Here is an 18,923-nt window from a genome sequence, read left to right on the forward strand (position 1 = left end):
TCGTATGCACCCGCTCCGCTTCGGCCTCGCTCTTCTCGTGACTCTCGGCCTCACGTTTTTTACCACGTTGCGCCTTCGCGCACAGACGACCGTCAATTATTTCGACCAGCAAACGAGTCACGCCGACCGCAGCACGGAAACTTTTTTCGGTTCGGCAACTACGCTGACGGTCAATATGGATTTCGGCGTGGCCACCGAAAATGGCGCCATCAGTGGCTCCGGCAACGTGCTCAAAACCGGCGACGGCACCCTCACCCTCGCCGGCAACAACACTCACTCGGGCGGCACCACGCTCTCGGCGGGCACGCTCGGCCTCGGCGGAAATTCGGTGCTGGGTTCCGGTGTGCTCACGATCTACGGCGGCGGCATTCGCGCGGTGAATGCAGAGCGAACCATCGCAAACACCACGATTTTCGCCGGCAATTTCACGCTTGGCCGCGCCACCAATTTCTCCGGTCCGATTTCGCTCACTAACAATATCATCATCACCTCCGCGAATCCCGACACCTCTTCCGGCAGCACCTCCACTCTCTCGGGAATTATCAGCGGAAATTACGGGCTCACTTTCGCCGAAGGCACCAATCCCATCGGGGCGATCATTATCTCGGGCAAAAACACTTACACCGGCGGCACGACCATTAACGCGGGCACCGTGATCGCGGCCGCGACCGGCGAGCAAGGCACCTTTGCCGCGAACAGCGCGGTGACGGTTAATTCCGGCGGCACCCTTCAAGTCAATGGCAGCGACGCGCTCGGTTGGGGCGGCGGCGCAGCCCGGCTCGTGGTCAACGGCGGCACGCTCACCACGGACGGCACCGCCGGCCAGCGCACGACGTTGCAAAACGTCACCCTGACCGGCGGACGCCTCACCGACAAAAATAGCAACGGCCGCTATCTCCTCAATGGCACGCTCACCACCAACGCGAACGCGACCAGCGCACTCATCGATGCGCACGAGTTCGAACTTGCGGCCGCCACCCTGACTGTCGCCAACGGCACCGCAGCTGTGGATCTCGACATTACTTCGACGATCGTGGGTTCAGGCTCGCTCACTAAAAACGGCGCCGGACTTTTGCGCCTCACCGCCGACAACACTTACACCGGCGGCACCACGATCTCGAGTGGCACGTTGCAACTCGGCGCCGGCGGCACCACGGGCTCCATCGTTGGCAACGTCGTTAACAATGGCACGCTGCTCTTCAATCGCTCGGACGCGGTCACCTTTTCCAATGTGATTTCCGGCAGCGGTGCAGTCACCAAAACCGGCGACAACACGCTCACGCTGACCAATGCCAACACTCACACGGGCGGCACGATCCTCAACGCCGGCACGCTCGGTTTGGGCGCCGACAACGCCCTCGGCAGTGGTCGCTTGACGATCAACGGCGGCAACCTTCGCGCCTCCGGCAGTTCGCGCACCCTCAACAATGCGCTGACCATCGCTGGCGACTTTACGCTCGGACGCTCCACCACTCTCGCCGGCGCCATCTCGCTCACCAATAATATCACGCTCACCTCCGCCAATCCCGATTTCATCCCAGGAGGTAGTTCCGAAATTTCCAACGGCATCCACGGCAGTTACGGAATCACATTTGCCGACGGCACGAATCCGACCGGCACGCTCATTCTTTCCGGCGCCAACACCTACACCGGTGATACCCTGCTGGCCAGCGGCACGCTGCGCTTCGCCAAAGCGTCCGCCTTTTACACCAACACGATTAACAGCTCGAGTGTCACCAAATTCACCGTGGCCACCGGCGCCGCGGCGCACTTCAACGTCGGCGGCACCGGCGAATTCACCTCAGCCAATCTCGATCTTTTGCGCGGTCGCTTCGGCGCTGGCACGACGTTCGGCATCGACACGACCAACGCCACGGGAGGCGCCTTTGTCTACGCGAGCAATCTCGCCGGTTCGCATCATTTGACCAAGCTCGGCGGCGGCGTGCTCGCGCTCACTGGCGCCAGCACGCTCAACGGCACCACGACCGTGGCGAGCGGCACGTTGCAGATCGGCAATAACGGCACGACCGGTTCATTCACCGGCAACATCGTGAACGACGCCGCGCTCGTCTTCAAACGCACCAACGCGCTCACCCACAGCGGCAACATCAGCGGTTCGGGCATACTCACTCAAGCCGGCGCAGGCACGCTCACGCTTGCCGGCACCAATACCTACACGGGCAACACCACCGTCGCCGCCGGCACGCTACAGTTCGCCAAACCATCCGCGTTCTACAACGGCGTCATCGACAGCCACACCATCGCCCGACTCACCGTCGCTCCCGGCGCGCTCGCGGCGTTCAACGTCGGCGGCACGGGCGAGTTTACCGCATCGCATCTCGACTCACTCTTCGGTTACACCAGCGCCAGCGCGCTCGGCATCGACATCACCAATGCCACCGGCGGCGCCTTCACCTACGGGAGCACGATCGGCGGTTCGATCGGTCTCACCAAAATTGGCTCGGGCGTGCTCACGCTTTCCGCCGACCACACCTACACCGGCAACACGACGATTTCCGCGGGCACGCTGGTGCTCACCGGCCACGCCGCGCCATCCACGTTCACCGTCAATTCCGGTGCCGTGCTCGAACTCACCAGCGACACCGCTCGCGACTATGCGAACAATTCGACGTTCACCGGCGCCGGCACCTTGCGGAAAACCGGCACCGGCGAGATCCGTTGGGGTGGCTCCGCGGCGACGTTCGCGTTGAGCAGCGGCAGCGTGATTGATGTCCAGGCCGGCAGTTTCGGCGGCGGCTCGCACGCGAATGAAAATTGGCTCAACAACCGCGCCGATATCAACGTCGCTTCCGGCGCGACCTTCAATGGCGTCGAATCGAATGTCCGCGTCGACGCGCTCACCGGCAGCGGCACGATCACCTCGGGTTACAACGGCGCGGACTACACCACGTTCACGTTCGGCGTCGACAACGGCTCGGGCACGTTTTCCGGCATCCTCGCCAACACCGACGCGAACAATATCGGCTCCTTCACCAAAGCCGGCACGGGCACGCAAACGCTCTCCGGCAACAACACCTACACTGGCGGCACCATCATCACCGCCGGCACGCTCACACTTGGCCACGCCAACGCGGTTGGCTCCGGCCCGGTCGCGATCACCGGTGGCACGCTCAACTCATCGACCTACGGCTTCGACCTCACGCGCTTGTCCGGCACCGGCGTCTTGGATGGCAGCGGCGCTTACACCTACCATTCCAGCAACTCCGCGACGGTGGACGTGCAACTCGTCGGCAGCGCGTCGCTCACCAAATCCGGCACCGGCACCCTGACGCTCACACGCGGCAACGGCTACACCGGCGGCACCACCGTCAACGCCGGCACTCTCCATCTAAACGGCACCAACGTTCTCCCTGAGAATCGCGCCCTCACAATCAACGGCGGCACCGTCGTGCTGGGCGGCGAACACACCATCAATACTCTTTCCGGCTCCGGTGGCACCTTGGATCTTGGCAGCAACCGGCTCACCCTTCTCGACGGAATCGGCGGACGCAACACGACGTTCTCCGGGGTAATCACCGGCACCGGCAGCCTCCGCAAAGCGGCGCCCAGCACCATCACGCTCAGTGGCAACAACACGTTCACCGGTGGACTGGATCTTACTTGGGGGGCGATCGACCTCGGCCACGCCAACGCGCTCGGCACGACCGGCAATGTCTATCTCGAACGCGACACCTACCTCCAAACCCGCGGATTCGGCTTCGAGATTTCCCGTCTCTCCGGCATCGGCTTTGTGCAGAGTTACAGCGGAGCCGTTTACACCTACAACTCCGACAGCGATCGCATTAACAACAACCGCCTCGGCGGCGCGGCTTCGCTCGTTAAATCCGGCACCGGTAAGCTCACGCTCTATTTATTTTCAACCGCAGATTCTTACTACAGCGGCAGCACGACGATTTTAGACGGCACGCTCAAAATCGAATATCCCTACGGCCTCGCCGGCTCTTCCGAGATCATCGTCAACGGCGGCACGCTGGATTTGAGCGCCGACTACAACTACACGATCAATTCACTCTCCGGCACCGGCGGGGCCGTTCAATTATTCAGCAACACCGGGCGCTCGCTCACCGTCAACCAGAGCGCTCACAAAACGTTTGCCGGCACGATTCAAGGCAGCGGTTTACTGATCAAGCAAGGCGCGGGCACGCTCACCCTCTCGGGCACCAACACCTCCACGGGAGGCACCACGGTCGCCGCCGGCACGCTGCAATTTGCCAAGCCAACCGCGTTCTACGCGGGCGCGATTAACTCCACCAACGCCGCGAAACTCACCGTCTCATCCGGTGCCACCGCTGCCTTCAATGTCGGCGGCGCGGGTGAGTTTACGACTGCGGAAATCGCGCTACTCGCCAACAGCGGAAATTTCGCGACCGGCTCGGCGGTTGGTTTCGACCTCACCAACGCCGCGGGCGGCCCGCTCACGCTCGGAGAAAATCTCGGCGGTTCCTTCGGCCTCTCCAAACTCGGCACCGGCACGCTGATTCTGAGCGGAACTAACACCTACACCGGGGCCACGACCGTTGCCAGCGGCACGCTCGCCGTCCAAGGCGCCAATCGCCTCTCAAGCTCCAGCGCCGTTTTTCTCACCAATGGCTCTTCCCTCGATCTCAACGGCACCGCCCAAACGGTGAACGGCCTGGGCAGCGCCGCCAATCGCCTCGTGGGCAACATCACCGCCGGCACCCTCACGAACAACGCCGCCACTTATCTTCAATCCGGCACTTACGCCGCGACGCTAAACGGCAGCTCTACGTCCGCGCAACTCTGGATCGGCGGCCATAACGCGGCCACCGTCACCCTCGATGGCGTTAACAACACCGTTTATCTCACTGACCACACTCAGGTCGTCATCGGCCACGCAACCACCGGAGCTGCGGGCACCGTCAAGCTCGGCAATGCCAACGCCCTCGCAGCCGCCACCGAAAACATCGAACTGTGGAACGGCATCCTCGATCTCAACGGCCAGGCCGGCGTGCGCGCGAATTCCATTCTCCTCAAAGACGGCGCCAACAGCCGCCTCGTCAGCAATGCCGTGGCCAGCAACGCATCGTTTTTCAACGGCCTCACTTTGAGCGGTGCCCATCAACTCGGCGGCATCGGCAATCTCACTCTGGGCGGCGTTCTCTCCGGTGCCGGTTCTTTCACAAAAATCGGCACGGGCGCGCTCACCCTCTCAGGTAATAACACCTACACGGGGGCGGTCACCGTCAGCGCCGGCACTGTCAGCGTGAAGCATGGCAACGCACTCGGCACCACGGCCGCAAACACCACGGTCAACGCTGGCGCCACGCTCAACCTGAACAGCGTCGCCATCGGCAGCGAGGCGTTGTCACTCGCCGGCACGGGCGTGGGCAACGCCGGCGCCTTGTCGAGCAACGGCACTTCTTCTTTCGCCGGCGCAATTACGCTGAACGCGGACAGCGTGATCGGCGTCGCTGACGGCACCCTCGCCCTTTCGGGGATCATCAGTGAATCGGGCGGCGCGCGCAGCCTGACTAAATCTGGCGCCGGCACTCTCATCGTATCCGGCACCAACTCATACACGGGCGCGACCACGATTTCCGCGGGCACGCTGCAAATCGGCAATGGCGGCACGACCGGGTCGCTCGCGGGCAGCATTATCAACGGCGGCACGCTCACCTTTAATCGCTCCGACGCTGTCGCTTTCTCGGGAGTGATTTCCGGCACCGGCGCTCTCACTAAAACCGGGGGCGGCACGCTCACGCTCACGGAGGCCAATACTTACACCGGCAGCACCACGGTTTCCGAGGGCACCCTGCAAATCGGCACCGGCGGCACCACGGGATCGCTCGCCAGCAGCACTCTCGCGATCGCGGCCACTGCCACGGTGCGATTCGACCGCAGCACGGTTTCATCCTTCGCCGGCGTCGCCTCCGGCACCGGCACCCTCGTCAAAAACGGCGCGGGCAACCTCAGCTTCAGCGGCGCATCCGCTAACTTCCATGGCACGCTGCAAATCAATCAGGGCGTTTTCGTGCTGAGTTCCGCGGGTGACGCCTTGGGCGATAGCTCCCTGGTCAACATCGCCAGCGGTGCCTCGTTCTCCATTTTCGGCGGCGACGAAACCGTCGGTTCCGTCGCGGGCGCCGGCACGGTCCGCCTGGTCAACCGCACCCTCGGCGTCAACCACGCCACCACCGTCGAATTGAGCGGCACCATCATGGACAACGGCAACGTCACCAAGGGCGGCTCAGGCAATTGGATCCTCTCCGGCAACAATACTTACGTCGGCACGACCACGCTGAATCTCGGCACGCTCACTGCCGGCAGCGCCAGCGCCTTTGGCACCGGCACCGTGCGCGTCAACACCGGCACGCTCAACCTCGCCAACCAAGCCGTCAGCAACGCCCTCGACGTGCGCGGCGGCTCGCTCACCGGCCTCGCGAATTACACCGGCACGCAGACGCTCTCCACCGCGATAAACTATTCCGGCACGGTCGGCGGCACGATGATCGTCGCCAGCGGCGGTGCGCTCAACACCTCCGGCGCAACCTTCACCGGCGCGACCACCGTGCAGTCCGGCGGCACGATTCGCGGCACCGGCACCCTCGGGGCACTCACACTCAACTCCGGCGCGACGCTCGCACCCGGCAATTCACCCGGCGCGCTCGCCACCGGCAGCGAAACCTGGAACGGCGGCGCAACCTACGTCTGGGAAATCAACGACGCCGCCAACCCGGCAACCGGCGCGGGCACGCGTTACGATCTGCTCAGCGTCTCCGGACCACTCACGATCGCCGCGACGTCCGGAAATAAGTTCACGCTCACCCTCGCCTCACTCCTCGCCAACAACACCGCCGGCGACGTCGTGAATTTTAATTCCGCCGCGAATTCCTCTTACACCATCGCGAGCGCCACCGGCGGCATCATCGGCTTCGACGCCGGCGCGTTCACGATCAACTCCACCAGCTTCACCAACGCCCTCAACGGCGGCTCGTGGAATCTCGCCCTCGGCAACAGCAACCGCGACCTAAACCTCAACTTCACCGCCGCCGCTATCCCCGAGCCTTCCACCTACGCGATGATCATCGGCATCCTCGCCCTCGGGTGGGCTGTCCATCGAAAACGCCCGCTAAGCGCTTAGCCCATTCTCGACAACCCACGACGCTCCCGCTTTAAGGCCCGCGTGTTGTTTCGGCATTTCACGCTCTCGCTTTGCACAGGCCTGGCGCTCCTCACGCTCGCATCGCGTGGCGCGGAAACCACCTCGCTGTCGTCGAATCCGCGTTTCACCGGCTCGCCGTTTTTGCGCACGTGGCAACCCGAGACCTACGGCGCCGCGCCGGTAAACTGGCAAATCCAGCAGCACCCGCGCACCCAGTTTCTCTACGTCGGCAATAACTACGGTCTGCTCGAATTCGACGGCGCGACGTGGCGCACCTACGAACTTCCCGGCGGCGGGCCGGTGCGCAGTTTCGCCATCGACGACACCGGCAAAGTCTGGGCCGGCAGCCTCGACGAAATCGTCACGCTCACGCCCGACGCGCAGGGCAAATTCCAAGTCACCGCCGTCACCTCGCAACTTCCGCCCGGCGACCGCGCCATCGGCAACGTCACGCGCGCACTGGCCACGCCGCAGGGAGTTTATTTCACCGCGGTGCGCGCGGTGTTTCGTTTTCGCGATGGCCAGCCCGCGCGACGCTGGGAATTTCCCGCCACTCCCACCGGACTCTGGTGGCAGAACGATAAGCTGCACATCTCACTTGGACGCGACGGAATTTTCCGGCTCGAAGGCGACGCGTTTCAACCGGCCGCAAAATCGCCCGACGAAAAACTCGCACTCTCCGTCTTCGCCGCGCGTCCGATCGACAACGGCATGCACATCCTCCTCAGCAATCTCGGGCCATTCCGTTGGCATGGCGCGAGCACGCCGCTCGAACCGATTTCTCCCACGAGCGAGAAACTTTTCCGCGACAAGCCCGCTGAGGCCGCAACCTTCCTCGCCGATGGCACGATGGTGTTCGGCTATCTGCGCGACGGTTTGCGCGTGCTCGCCGCCGACGGCACGCCGCTGCGCGCGTTCGACGAAGCGCACGGCCTGGCGAGCAATCGCATCGAAGATCTTTTCACCGATACCGAAGGCGGCGTCTGGATCGCGCAACGCTCCGGGCTCACGCGCGTGCAACTCGACAGCCCGTTCGCGCTCCATGGCGTGCCGCAAGGCCTTTCAGGCAGCCCGCGGCTGCTGCGCCGCTTCAATGACCGCCTCTACATCGCGCACAACGAAGGCGTCGTCTGGCGCGACGAATCCGCCGGGCGCTTTCAAGCTATCCCCGGACTCAGCGCGAGCATCAGCACGTTGTTTACCGCCGAAGGAAAACTCTACGGCCCGGGCTCGTCGCTTCATGAAATCTCCACCGACAACTCGTGGCGCACCGTGCTGCCCGGCTCGCAACTCACCATCACGCCCGTGCCCGGTCACGCGGGATTTTATTTCGGCGGCAACACCACCGGCGTCACGTTGCTGCGCTTCGACGGCAAAAGGTGGAGCAACGACGGCCGCCTCGCGAACGTGCCCGAGGGCGCGACGCGCTTCCGCGACGGCAACGATGGCAAGCTCTGGGCCGTGGCCTACAACGGCACCGGCATCTGGCGACTCGATTTGCGCGGTGCGATCGACTTGAAAATTCCCGCGCAACACTTCACCGAAGCCGACGGCCTCCCGCCCTCGCGCCGCCGTGACAGCCCACGTATCGCCCGTATCGACGGCGAAATCATCGTCACCAGCGCCGCCGGCACGCGCCGTTTCGATCCGACTTCGAATCGCTTCACCCGTGATCTCCGCATCGCCGGACTCGACCCCGACAGCGGCGCGATGGCAATCACGAGTGAAGACGACGAGTTGTGGTGGTTCACCGGCCCGCCTTACGAAAAACTCGGCCGCGTTGTCTCTGGCGAAAGTAAATCCCTGCAGTTCGCGCCCGTCACCAGCGGCCCGTTGCGCGGCATCGTGCCCAACTCGATTTATCGCGACGTGCGCGCCAACACGCTATGGATCGCGGGGCAAGGCGGCTTGGTGTCCTTCGATCTCAGCTGGCAACCCCCGCGCCCGCGCCCGGCGCTGCAGGCGTTCGTGCGCAGCGTCACCGATCCTGCGACCGATGCGTCAGTCGATCTCGCCAGCGCGTTATCGTATCAGTCCAACCAACTGCGCTTCACCTTCGCCGCGCCAAGTTTCGAAACCGATTACCACGGAAACCAACGCACCGAATACCGCACGCGCCTCGCCGGGCTCGAAGAAAACTGGAGTGCGTGGAGCGAGACGACGTTCCGCGATTTTACTAACCTGCCCTACCGCGAACTCGTATTTCACGTGCAAGGCCGCGCGCTCGATGGCCGGGAAAGTGCCGTCGCGACGGCGGCCTTTAAAATTATGCCGCCGTGGTGGCTCACGCGCTGGGCTTTCGCCGCGTATATCGCGGCCACGCTTTTGTTCATCGTCGCGGTATTCGTGTCGCGCACGCGCTCGCTCCGCCAACGCAACGCCCAACTCGCCGCCACCGTCACCGCGCGCACCGCCGAACTCGAGCGCCTGCGCCAGATCGATCGCGACGAATCTGCCGCCGCCAAACTCGCCGAGGAAAAAGCGCGCCTCGAAATGCTCCGTTACCAGCTCAACCCGCATTTCCTCTACAACGCCCTCAACTCCATCCGCGCGCTCGTCTTCACGCGCCCGCCCGCCGCAGGCGATATGGTTTCTCAACTTGCCGAATTGTGCCGCGTCACCCTCACGCGCAACGAAGATGCTGCGCCCGTGAGCGAGGAATTCGCGATGCTCCAGCTCTACCTCGACATGGAAAAAACGCGCTGGCGCGATTCGCTTGAAGTCGAGTTCGCCCTGGCCGATGCCGCCGCAACGCAAGTTATCCCGCCGTTCCTGCTGCTCCCGCTCGTTGAGAATGCGCTCAAACACGGCCGGCAAACTTCGCCTGACATTTTAAAACTCCGCATCAGCGCTCACGTGGAAAACCAAACCGCGCTCGTCCTCGCCGTCGCCAACACCGGCGAGTGGCTCGAACCCGGCACCGCGACCGCGCCATCAACTGGCATCGGCCTCGAAAATCTCCGCCAGCGCCTGAAGCGTTATTATCCCGACGCCCACACGCTGACGACCGAAGCGAAGGACGACTGGGTGACGATCACGCTATTTCTTAATCTTTCTCGTTCTCAATCTCTTACTCGTTCTCTTGTATTTCTCCAATCCGAGAACGAGAACGATTAAGAGAACGAGAACGATTTTAACATGCTCCGCACCGTCATCATCGACGACGAATCGCTCGCCCGCGACGAACTCCGCCGGCTGCTCGCGGCGCATCCTGAAGTCAGCATCGTCGGCGAAGCCGGAAAGATTTCTGCCGCACGTGAGCTGCTGGCTCGCGGCGGCTACGATCTCGTCCTGCTCGACATCCAACTCGCCGGCGGCAGCGGCTTCGATCTCGTGCCGCATGTCGTGCCGCCTGTGGAAATTATCTTTGTCACCGCACACGATCAATTCGCCGTGCGCGCCTTCGAGATCAACGCGCTCGACTACGTTTTAAAACCGGTGTCGCCCGCACGCCTCGCGACTGCGCTGAAACGAGTCTCGCACTCGAACGCGGCATCTTCACCTGGACCCACGCCCGAAGAAGCATCCACGACCGCACCGTTCGCCGCCAACGATCGCGTTTTCCTCAAAAGCGATCGCGGCTCACGCTTTGTTTCCCTCACGGAAATTGCCGCCGTCATCGCCAACGACAACTACACCGACGTTTACGTCGCCGACGGCGCGCACTTCCTCGTGCGCCGCACACTGAAGTCATGGGAATCGTCGTTGCCCGGCGCGCACTTCACCCGCGTGCATCGACAAGCACTCGTCAATCTCGCCCAAGTCGAACGCATCGACCACGCCGACGGCGAAACGCCTGCGCTCCACCTCCGCGGCGTGAAACGACCCGTCACTTGCAGCCACCGCCTCTCGCCGGAATTGCGCCGGCGATTGGGTTAGTTTTCATAAGACCAGAAAACTAATCTGGAACTCAGGAAATCAGGAACGAAACAGACAACCTTTTCCTGCGTTCCTGATTTCCAGATTAAAAACCTTGCCTTGGTGAATTGTCCGGAGAGCAGCCTTCTTTTGTGCAATTCGTGAAATTCGTGTCGTTCCAAACGCTCGCCCCATCCTAAGGCACGCTTACCCCCGACGCGTTGCAGTGCTGTGGCCAAAAATTTGAGTTAGCGGCGGCGCGATGCGCGTTCTCAAAAAAAGATGTGAGCCGCGCCGCGCATCACACCCACCTCCATGCACCACACCCGTCGACTCTCCATCGCGACGCTTGCCTGCGTCCTCCTCGCCTTGCCCGGGTCGCTCTCTGCCCAGCAGACCTACACCAACGGCGACACCAACACATCGAACATCACTGCCAACTCGCCCACGATTTTCACCATCGCGAGCGGCACCGCCACACAGAACGGCATCATCTCCGGCGACCAAGTGCGCAAGGAAGGCGCGGGCGAGCTTCATTTTTCAGGCAACAACACTTACTCCGGAGGCACGACGATTGACGCCGGCACGCTCGTCGGCGCTCACAACAACGCGTTTGGCAGCGAGAGCATTACGCTCAGCGGCGGAGCACTTCGGCTCAGCGGCGACACCGCCGTCGCTAACAACATCACCGTCACCGGCGCGGCCACGGTCGGCAGCACCGGCACTGGCTCGCAAACTTACAACGGCACCCTCGCCGTCAACGCCGCCACCACGCTCGATTCCGCGAGCGCTGGCTACATCAGATTCACCAACAATATTACCGGCACCGGGGCACTCACCTTCACTGGCGCCAACACCGGCCTCGGTGATTTCAAAGGTCGCGTGTTGCTCGATTACTCCGACGTCGGCGGTAGTCCCGGCAACCTGAGTTATGCTGGCAGCCTCACGGTCAACTCCGGCGCTGTGCTCCAAGCCTTCGCCAATCTTTCCTCGGCCCACGTGCAGTTGAACAACGGCGGCCAACTCTGGGTCGCAGCGTCTGGCAACCGCACCCTGACAATCGGCAGTCTCTCTGGCGACGGCGTCGTGCGCACAATCGCGCCCGAAGACACCATCATCACGCTCGACGTCGGCAGTGATAATTCGAGCAGCACCTTCTCCGGTTCCGTTCGTCGACAATACGACGCCGACGACCAAGCTTTCTTTCATATCGCGCTCACCAAAACCGGCACTGGCACGTTCACACTTTCTGGTAACAACATCTATACTGGCGGCACGACGGTCAGCGCCGGCACGCTCGCCATTTCCGGCAGCGGCACACTCGGCACCGGTGATCTCACGCTCAATGGCGGAACGTTCGACCTCGGCGGCACCACGCAAGGCGCCTCGACCGCGATCTTCGCCGGCGGCACCGCGCAAAACGGCACGCTTTCTGCCAACGCCTTCGATGCGCGCAGCGGCACCATCAGCGCAAATCTTACCAGCACGGCCGCGCTCACCAAAACCACGAGCGGCACGCTCACGCTTTCCGGCACCAACGATTATTCCGGCGGCACCACGATCAACGCCGGCCTCATTGCGATCGACGCCGATTCACGCCTCGGCTCCGGCGCGCTTACGCTCAACGGCGGCGGCATCCGCTACAACGCCGCGTTTAACGATCTCCGCGCCATCACCCTCGGCCTCGGCGGCGGCACGCTCAACACGAATGGTCAGACGATCTCTTTGGCCAATGGCGCATCCGGCAGCGGTAGCCTCAATTTCACGGGCAACGGCACCGTGAACCTCAGCGGTAGCCTTACGCACACCGGCGGCACCTCGGTCGATGGCGGCACGTTGCGCCTGCAAAGCGCCGGCGCACTGGGCAGCGGTGATTTTACCGTGAACGGCGGCACCACAGTGGCCGTCGGCGACTACACTTACGCGATCGGGGCGCTCAACCTCGTTTCCGGAACGTTGAACCGAAACTACACCGGCGCGTTCAACGCGACCGCCTTCAACGTCCAATCGGGCATCATTGCCACAGGACTTACGGGCAGCGGCGCACTCACTAAAACGGGCAGCGGCACGGTCGAACTGCGCGAACGCCTCACTTACACCGGTAACACCTACCTCAACGAAGGCACACTCACCCTCCGCACCGATATCGCCAACAGCACGCTCGTGCACAATCACGCCGGCACGACGCTGAGGCTCGATCCTTTCACCAGCTTGATCCGACTCGGTGGTTTGCAAGGCAATCAAACTGTCGATTTGCGCAATGCGAGTAACGCCGCCATCACCGTGATCGTCGGTGGCAACAACAGCTCCACCGCTTACAGCGGCGCTTTTACCGGCACGGGAAATTTTTCCAAAACCGGCTCCGGCACACTTACTCTCTCCGGCACGAGCAGTCACACCGGCTACACTTCCGTCGGCGACGGCACATTGATCGTCAACGGTTCAGTCGCCACGAGTAACCACACCGAAGTTGCCGGTAGCGGACGTCTCAGCGGCTCTGGCACCGTCGGCGCCCTCACTCTCTACTTCGGCGGCAGCGTCGCGCCGGGCAATTCGCCCGGCACACTCAACGCCGGCAACACGACGTGGAACGGCGGCGCGAGCTACGAATGGGAAATCAACAACAGCGCCAACCCGAGCGCCCCCAGCGCAGCCGGCACGAACTACGATCTGCTCTCGATTTCCGGCACGCTCACGATCAACGCGACGCAAGGAAATGAATTTACGATCAAGCTCGCTTCGCTCCTCGCGAACAACACGAGCGGCGACGCACTCAACTTCAACGCCGCGCAAAACTACACCTACACCATCGCCAGCGCCACCGGCGGCATCCTCGGTTTCGACGCCGACGCGTTCACGATCAACTCCACCGGTTTCACCAACGCCACGAACGGCGGAGTGTGGGCGCTTACTCTCGGCAACAGCAGCCGCAATTTGAACCTCAACTTCACCGCCGCCGCTGCCGCGATCCCCGAGCCGTCCACCTACGCCGCCATCTTCGGCGCACTGGCGTTGGGGCTCACGATCTATCGCAAACGCAAAGGAAAAGGTTTCTGAAGGATGCACTACCGAGAAACAGAGCCGAGACCTGAAGCCTTCGTGTCCTTCGTGGTTAAATATCATCCGGAGAAATCTTAGGTGGAATTCACGAAATCAGGAAAATTAATCGCCAATACCCCAAAACCTATTCCGTGCATTTTCATTCGTGAGCATCCGTGAAATTCGTGTCACGCCTTCATCGGCTTTTTCCGGCCTTCCTGATTTCCAGATTAAAATCAGTTCGTCGCTTGGCGCACATTCGCCGATTTGAACCACAAAGGCACGGAGTTACAGAGCTCAAGCCTAGCAACTTCGTGCGCTTCGTGGTGAAAAATTCAACCTATCTAATCTGGAACTCAGGAAATCAGGAAATTTAATCCCCGATTGCCCAAAACCTATTCCGTGCATTTTCATTCGTGAGCATCCGTGAAATTCGTGTCACGCCTTGATCGGCTCCTTTCCTGCTTTCCTGATTTCCACATAAAAAATCACACCGGGCGTAGGTTGATGTGTTTGCGCACAGACACCTGATAATTTCTCCCCACGGGCAGCGGCTCTTCGCCGGATTCCAACTCCAGCGTCCAGCGGCCGCCCGATACCCGGCGCAAGCGGCTGACGTGAGCCCACCCGACGATGTGCGAACGGTGCACCCGCCCAAACTTTCCTTTCGGTAACATCGCTTCCCACACTGCCAGCGCTTTCAACTCGAGAAACTCGCGCCCCGTCCGCAACTGCACGCGGGTGTGATCGCCTTCCGCACTGATCGCAACAATCTCCTCCCAGCGCACCTGCACATGACAGTTGCCCGCCCGCAGGTAACATCCACCCGATTGCGCCGGCGGCGCGGGCTGCGCGGCATTCCTCCACGGCCCGGAGCCAGCCTCGACGAAACGCGCGCGCGCGGCAGCGGCCAGCACGAGTTCGCCGAGTTGCTGCAACGCCCGCATCTCCGCTGCACTCCACGCATGACGCTTGCGCGTGTCGTCGAGCCCGATCAGCGCGACGAGCCGGCCGTTGCTCAACAACGGCGCGCCCGCCGTGGCCCGGTTACCCTCGCGCCGCATCTCTTCCTTCAAATTCTGCGCGTCAGGCGGCAGCCTTTCGATATCGGACAGCACCACCGCCCGCCCTTTCAAAAAATCCTTCATCGGGTGCGCGATCAACGCCACCGGCACACCGGGGAAATCCGGCAGAAAGTCCGGCACGCCATCCGCACACCATTCGTAAGCCACCCAGAAATTTTCCTGCGCCTCGTCGAAAAAAATCAACCACGCGCGGTCGGCATCGAACGCCGGCCCGATCACGCGCAACGCTTCCAACGGTGCATCCGCCAGCGGCGCACTCAACAAACGTTGCGCAATCTGAAACAACAAGGAAGGGACGGTTTTCGTCATTTCGAAAAAGAAGCAGGAAAACCTCCTGGCCGTTGCGCGCAATGGCAGGATTGCAGCTTCCCTCCCTCGCTCATAACGGGGCATGCGGCGACCACACCGCGAAAAATTCGCGCAGCTTCGCCACGTCGTAATCTCTAGGCTCCTTCGTTTCCCACCGGCTGATGTCAGGATTTGCGAGCACGCGGCCGTTGGCATCGAGCAACGTCAGCACGGGAATTCCGCGTTGCGGCGCGCGCCGATAACGCGCGAGCAGTTCGGCGTTTCGCAGCGTGTAACTTTTCCAATTCACGTCGATGCGCACGATCACGTAGTCGCGTTCCGCCTGCGCCCGCAGCACCGGATCGTTGCGCAGCACCGCGTCGAGCCGGTGACACCACGGGCACCAGTTCGCACCGAGCATCACCAACACGCGACGATCGCTTGCCTTCGCCTCGGCCAGCGCCGCTGCGAGCTGCGCTTTTCCGTCGGCCTGATAGTCAAACACGTCCGGCCCGACCTCGGGATATTCCGTCGCGCGCGGTGCATCCGCGAACGTCGCGTTCAACGCGAGTAATCCCACCATGATCGCACACCAAAATCGCATGCCTAGAAAACACCTTGGCGTGTCGCCGCTGGCAACGTCTCGCCGGCCCCGCAAGTGTCGTTGGGCGACACAGGATGCCGTTGGGCGATTGGGCGTTTCCACGCGGGAACCCGGCACCCTTGCTAGCCGCTGCTCATGACTTTTCTTCGTCATCTTCGTTTTTCACTCCGCCTCATTGGATTCGCCGGCCTGCTTGCGTTCACCTCGGCGGCGCGCGCACAGTTCATGATCAACAGCGGGGACGAATGCGTTCCCAGTCCGGAGGATGGCATTTTTTGCGGGGAAGATCCGGGTGGCTTCGAGTTATTCGGCTACCTGCGGCAGACCATTCACGGGGAAGTGACCGAGCCGTGGTATGTCTCGGGCAACGTCGGCAACGGGTTTTCGTATAACCATATTGGGATTCACTTCCTTGTTTTCGACTACACGTTGACGGAAGGTTCACGGCTGACCATCGCGGGTTCGGACAACATGCAATATCGCGGGACGATCCAAGGCGCTGGCTCACTCCGCCTGCTCGCAGGTGGCTCGTTGCTCTTCGATCCGACCGGTTCATTCGTTTATCAGCAAGTCCTCGCGCCTTACGGCACTTACTATTCGCGCAACACTTACTCCGGCGGCACGGAAATCGAAGGCGGTTGGTTAAAAATCCACGACGACGCGAGCCTCGGCAGCGGCGCGCTCGCGCTCAGCGCCGGCGGCACGCTGCAAACGCTCGCGGCCGGTGCACTGCGTGGCTTCAGCATCAGCGGCCACGACACGCTTCTTCGCGCCGACGCCGACCTCAGCATCGATGGCGCGATCACCGGTGACGGTCGTTTCAACAAATCCGGCGCGGGCATCGTCACGCTCACTCAAACCAACTCCCATACCGGCGGCACGCACATCGTGGAAGGCAGGCTCGTCGTGTCGACCGACGCGAATTTCGGCGCGAGCGATACGCGCGTGTCACTCGCCAACAACACCACGCTGATTCTTGGCGACGGTTTCATTTCTTCCGCACGTGAGTTGGCTCTGCAAGGCGCCACCGCCAACGTGTCTATCGACGGCACCGCCAGCTGGAACGGCACCACCTCCGGCTCCGCGCAATTGGTTAAACAAGGCGCTGGCACGCTCGTGCTCGCTGGCGGCATCGGTCACACCGGCGGCGCGAACCTCACCGCGGGCAAACTCGAAGTCGCCGTTTCCGCCGCGCTCAACGGCACCGGCACGACCACGTGGAGCGGCCCGATCAGTGGCAGCGGTGAACTCATCAAATCCGGCGGCGGCACGCTCGTGCTCAGCGGCGCGGCCACGCACACCGGTTTCACCACGGTGACGGGCGGGACGTTGCGCCTCGGCGCCAACCATGCACTCAGCGCCAGCTCTGCCTTGTTTCTCAACAATGACGCCACCCTCGACCTCGCGGGCCACCACCAAATCGTCGGGGATCTCGACTCCTACAATTTCACCACCGGCACCAACGACGCGAGCACCGTGATCCTTGGCGGCGCGACGCTCACCAACCTCAACCGCGTCGCCAATAACTGGGCGGGCGCTCTCACCGGCACCGGCACGTTCATCAAACAAGGCGCCGAAACAATGCATTGGTCCGGGGCAAACACTTTCACCGGCACGCTGCAAATCGACGCCGGCACCCTCGAGACTCATGCCACCAACACGCTCAGCCCCCACGCGAGCGTCGCGCTCGCGAGTGACACTGTCCTGAAACTCAACAACACCTCGCAAACCATCGCAGGCCTTTCCGGCTCCGGAGAAATTCGTCTCGGGTGGGTGCTGGCGGTCGAGCAAGCCAGCGACACGACTTACTCAGGGGACATCTCCGGCAGCGATGGCACTTTCGTCAAAACTGGCAGCGGCACGCTCACCCTCACCGGCCACAACACCTTTAGCGGCGATCTTTATCTCAGCGGCGGCACCGTGCGTGTCGGCTCCAACGGCGCGCTCGGCCAGGGCGCGCGCGTCTTCTTCAACGGCGGCATGCTCGCTACGACCGCCTCGTTCACCACCGATCGAAACCACTACGTCGGCGCCACCGGCGGCACATTTGACACCGCCACGGCCACCACGCTCACCTCCAACGGCAGCCTCTTCGGATCGGGCACACTCACGAAAACCGGCACCGGCACGCTCGCGCTCACCGGCACGAGCACATTTAGCGGCCCTCTTCAAATCGAAGCCGGCACCGTGCTCATGAATGGCGTCGCCAACGCGAGCGCTTTCACCGTCAACAACGGCGCCGCGCTCGGCGGCAGCGGCAACATCGGCGCGCTCACGCTAAACTCCGGCAGCACGCTCGCACCCGGCAACTCGCCCGGCACGCTCAGCATCACCGGAAACTCAACGTGGAACGGTGGCGCGAATTACGAGTGGGAAATCAACAACGCTACCGGCGTCGCCGGCACCCACTATGATTTAGTTTCCGTTTCCGGTTCACTCACGATTACCGCGACGAGTGAAAATAAATTCACGCTCACCCTCGGCTCACTCCTCGCGAACAACACTCGCGGCGACGCGCTCAATTTCAACTCGACCGTAAATTCCAGCTACACCATCGCGAGCACCACCGGCGGCATCATCGGCTTCGACGCCAGCGCGTTCACGATCAACTCCAGCGGTTTCACCAACGCCACGAACGGCGGCTCGTGGAATCTCGCCCTCGGCAACAGCAACCGCGACCTGCTCCTCAACTTCACCGCCGCCTCCGCCATCCCCGAGCCATCGACGTATGCCGCTCTCGCGGGCGCCTGCGCGCTGGGATTGGTAATTTATCGCAAACGCTCACTTCGAAAAATCTAATCAGGAACTCAGGAAATCAGGAAAAACCCGGATTCTCTTTTTTCGATTTCACCATCGTTACGCTGGTTCGTTTCCTGAGTTCCTGATTTCCAGATAAATTAGTCCA

Annotated in this window: 7 protein-coding genes; 5 read left to right on the forward strand and 2 right to left on the reverse strand. The window is 62.3% G+C overall.

Going from position 1 to position 18,923, the window contains the following annotated elements:
* Nucleotides 1–4: 4 nt before the first annotated feature.
* The 4 genes from ACRRQW_RS03955 (at nt 5) to ACRRQW_RS03970 (ending at nt 14,059) form a co-directional block, all read left to right on the forward strand.
* Nucleotides 5–7,123, forward strand: coding sequence for a beta strand repeat-containing protein (locus ACRRQW_RS03955; RefSeq protein ID WP_438479957.1), 7,119 nt, complete (start codon nt 5–7; stop codon nt 7,121–7,123).
* Nucleotides 7,124–7,165: 42 nt separating this feature from the next.
* Nucleotides 7,166–10,261, forward strand: a complete 3,096-nt coding sequence (locus ACRRQW_RS03960; RefSeq protein ID WP_438479958.1) for a histidine kinase — start codon at nt 7,166–7,168, stop codon at nt 10,259–10,261.
* Between the two features lie 21 nt (nt 10,262–10,282).
* Complete coding sequence (locus tag ACRRQW_RS03965; RefSeq protein WP_438479959.1) at nt 10,283–11,023, forward strand: LytR/AlgR family response regulator transcription factor; 741 nt, start codon at nt 10,283–10,285, stop codon at nt 11,021–11,023.
* 294 nt (nt 11,024–11,317) lie between these two features.
* On the forward strand, nt 11,318–14,059 hold the full coding sequence (locus ACRRQW_RS03970; protein WP_438479960.1) for a beta strand repeat-containing protein: 2,742 nt from the start codon (nt 11,318–11,320) through the stop codon (nt 14,057–14,059).
* A gap of 470 nt (nt 14,060–14,529) precedes the next feature.
* Here the strand turns inward: ACRRQW_RS03970 and ACRRQW_RS03975 are convergent, their stop codons facing one another.
* Together ACRRQW_RS03975 and ACRRQW_RS03980 are read right to left on the reverse strand one after the other, a co-directional pair.
* The gene (locus ACRRQW_RS03975; RefSeq protein WP_438479961.1) at nt 14,530–15,435 is read right to left on the reverse strand and encodes a GAF domain-containing DNA-binding protein; all 906 of its coding nucleotides are present in this window, start codon (nt 15,433–15,435) and stop codon (nt 14,530–14,532) included.
* A 70-nt stretch (nt 15,436–15,505) separates the two neighbouring features.
* Nucleotides 15,506–16,018: a thioredoxin family protein gene (locus ACRRQW_RS03980; protein ID WP_438479962.1), complete on the reverse strand. Its 513-nt coding sequence runs from the start codon at nt 16,016–16,018 to the stop codon at nt 15,506–15,508.
* 135 nt (nt 16,019–16,153) lie between these two features.
* On the opposite strand from ACRRQW_RS03980, the gene ACRRQW_RS03985 reads away from it, so the two are divergent.
* Complete coding sequence (locus tag ACRRQW_RS03985) at nt 16,154–18,817, forward strand: autotransporter-associated beta strand repeat-containing protein (RefSeq protein WP_438479963.1); 2,664 nt, start codon at nt 16,154–16,156, stop codon at nt 18,815–18,817.
* The last annotated feature ends 106 nt before the right edge of the window (nt 18,818–18,923 follow it).

This window comes from Oleiharenicola lentus (genome assembly GCF_051660365.1).
In the GTDB taxonomy this organism is placed as follows: domain Bacteria; phylum Verrucomicrobiota; class Verrucomicrobiia; order Opitutales; family Opitutaceae; genus Lacunisphaera; species Lacunisphaera lenta_A.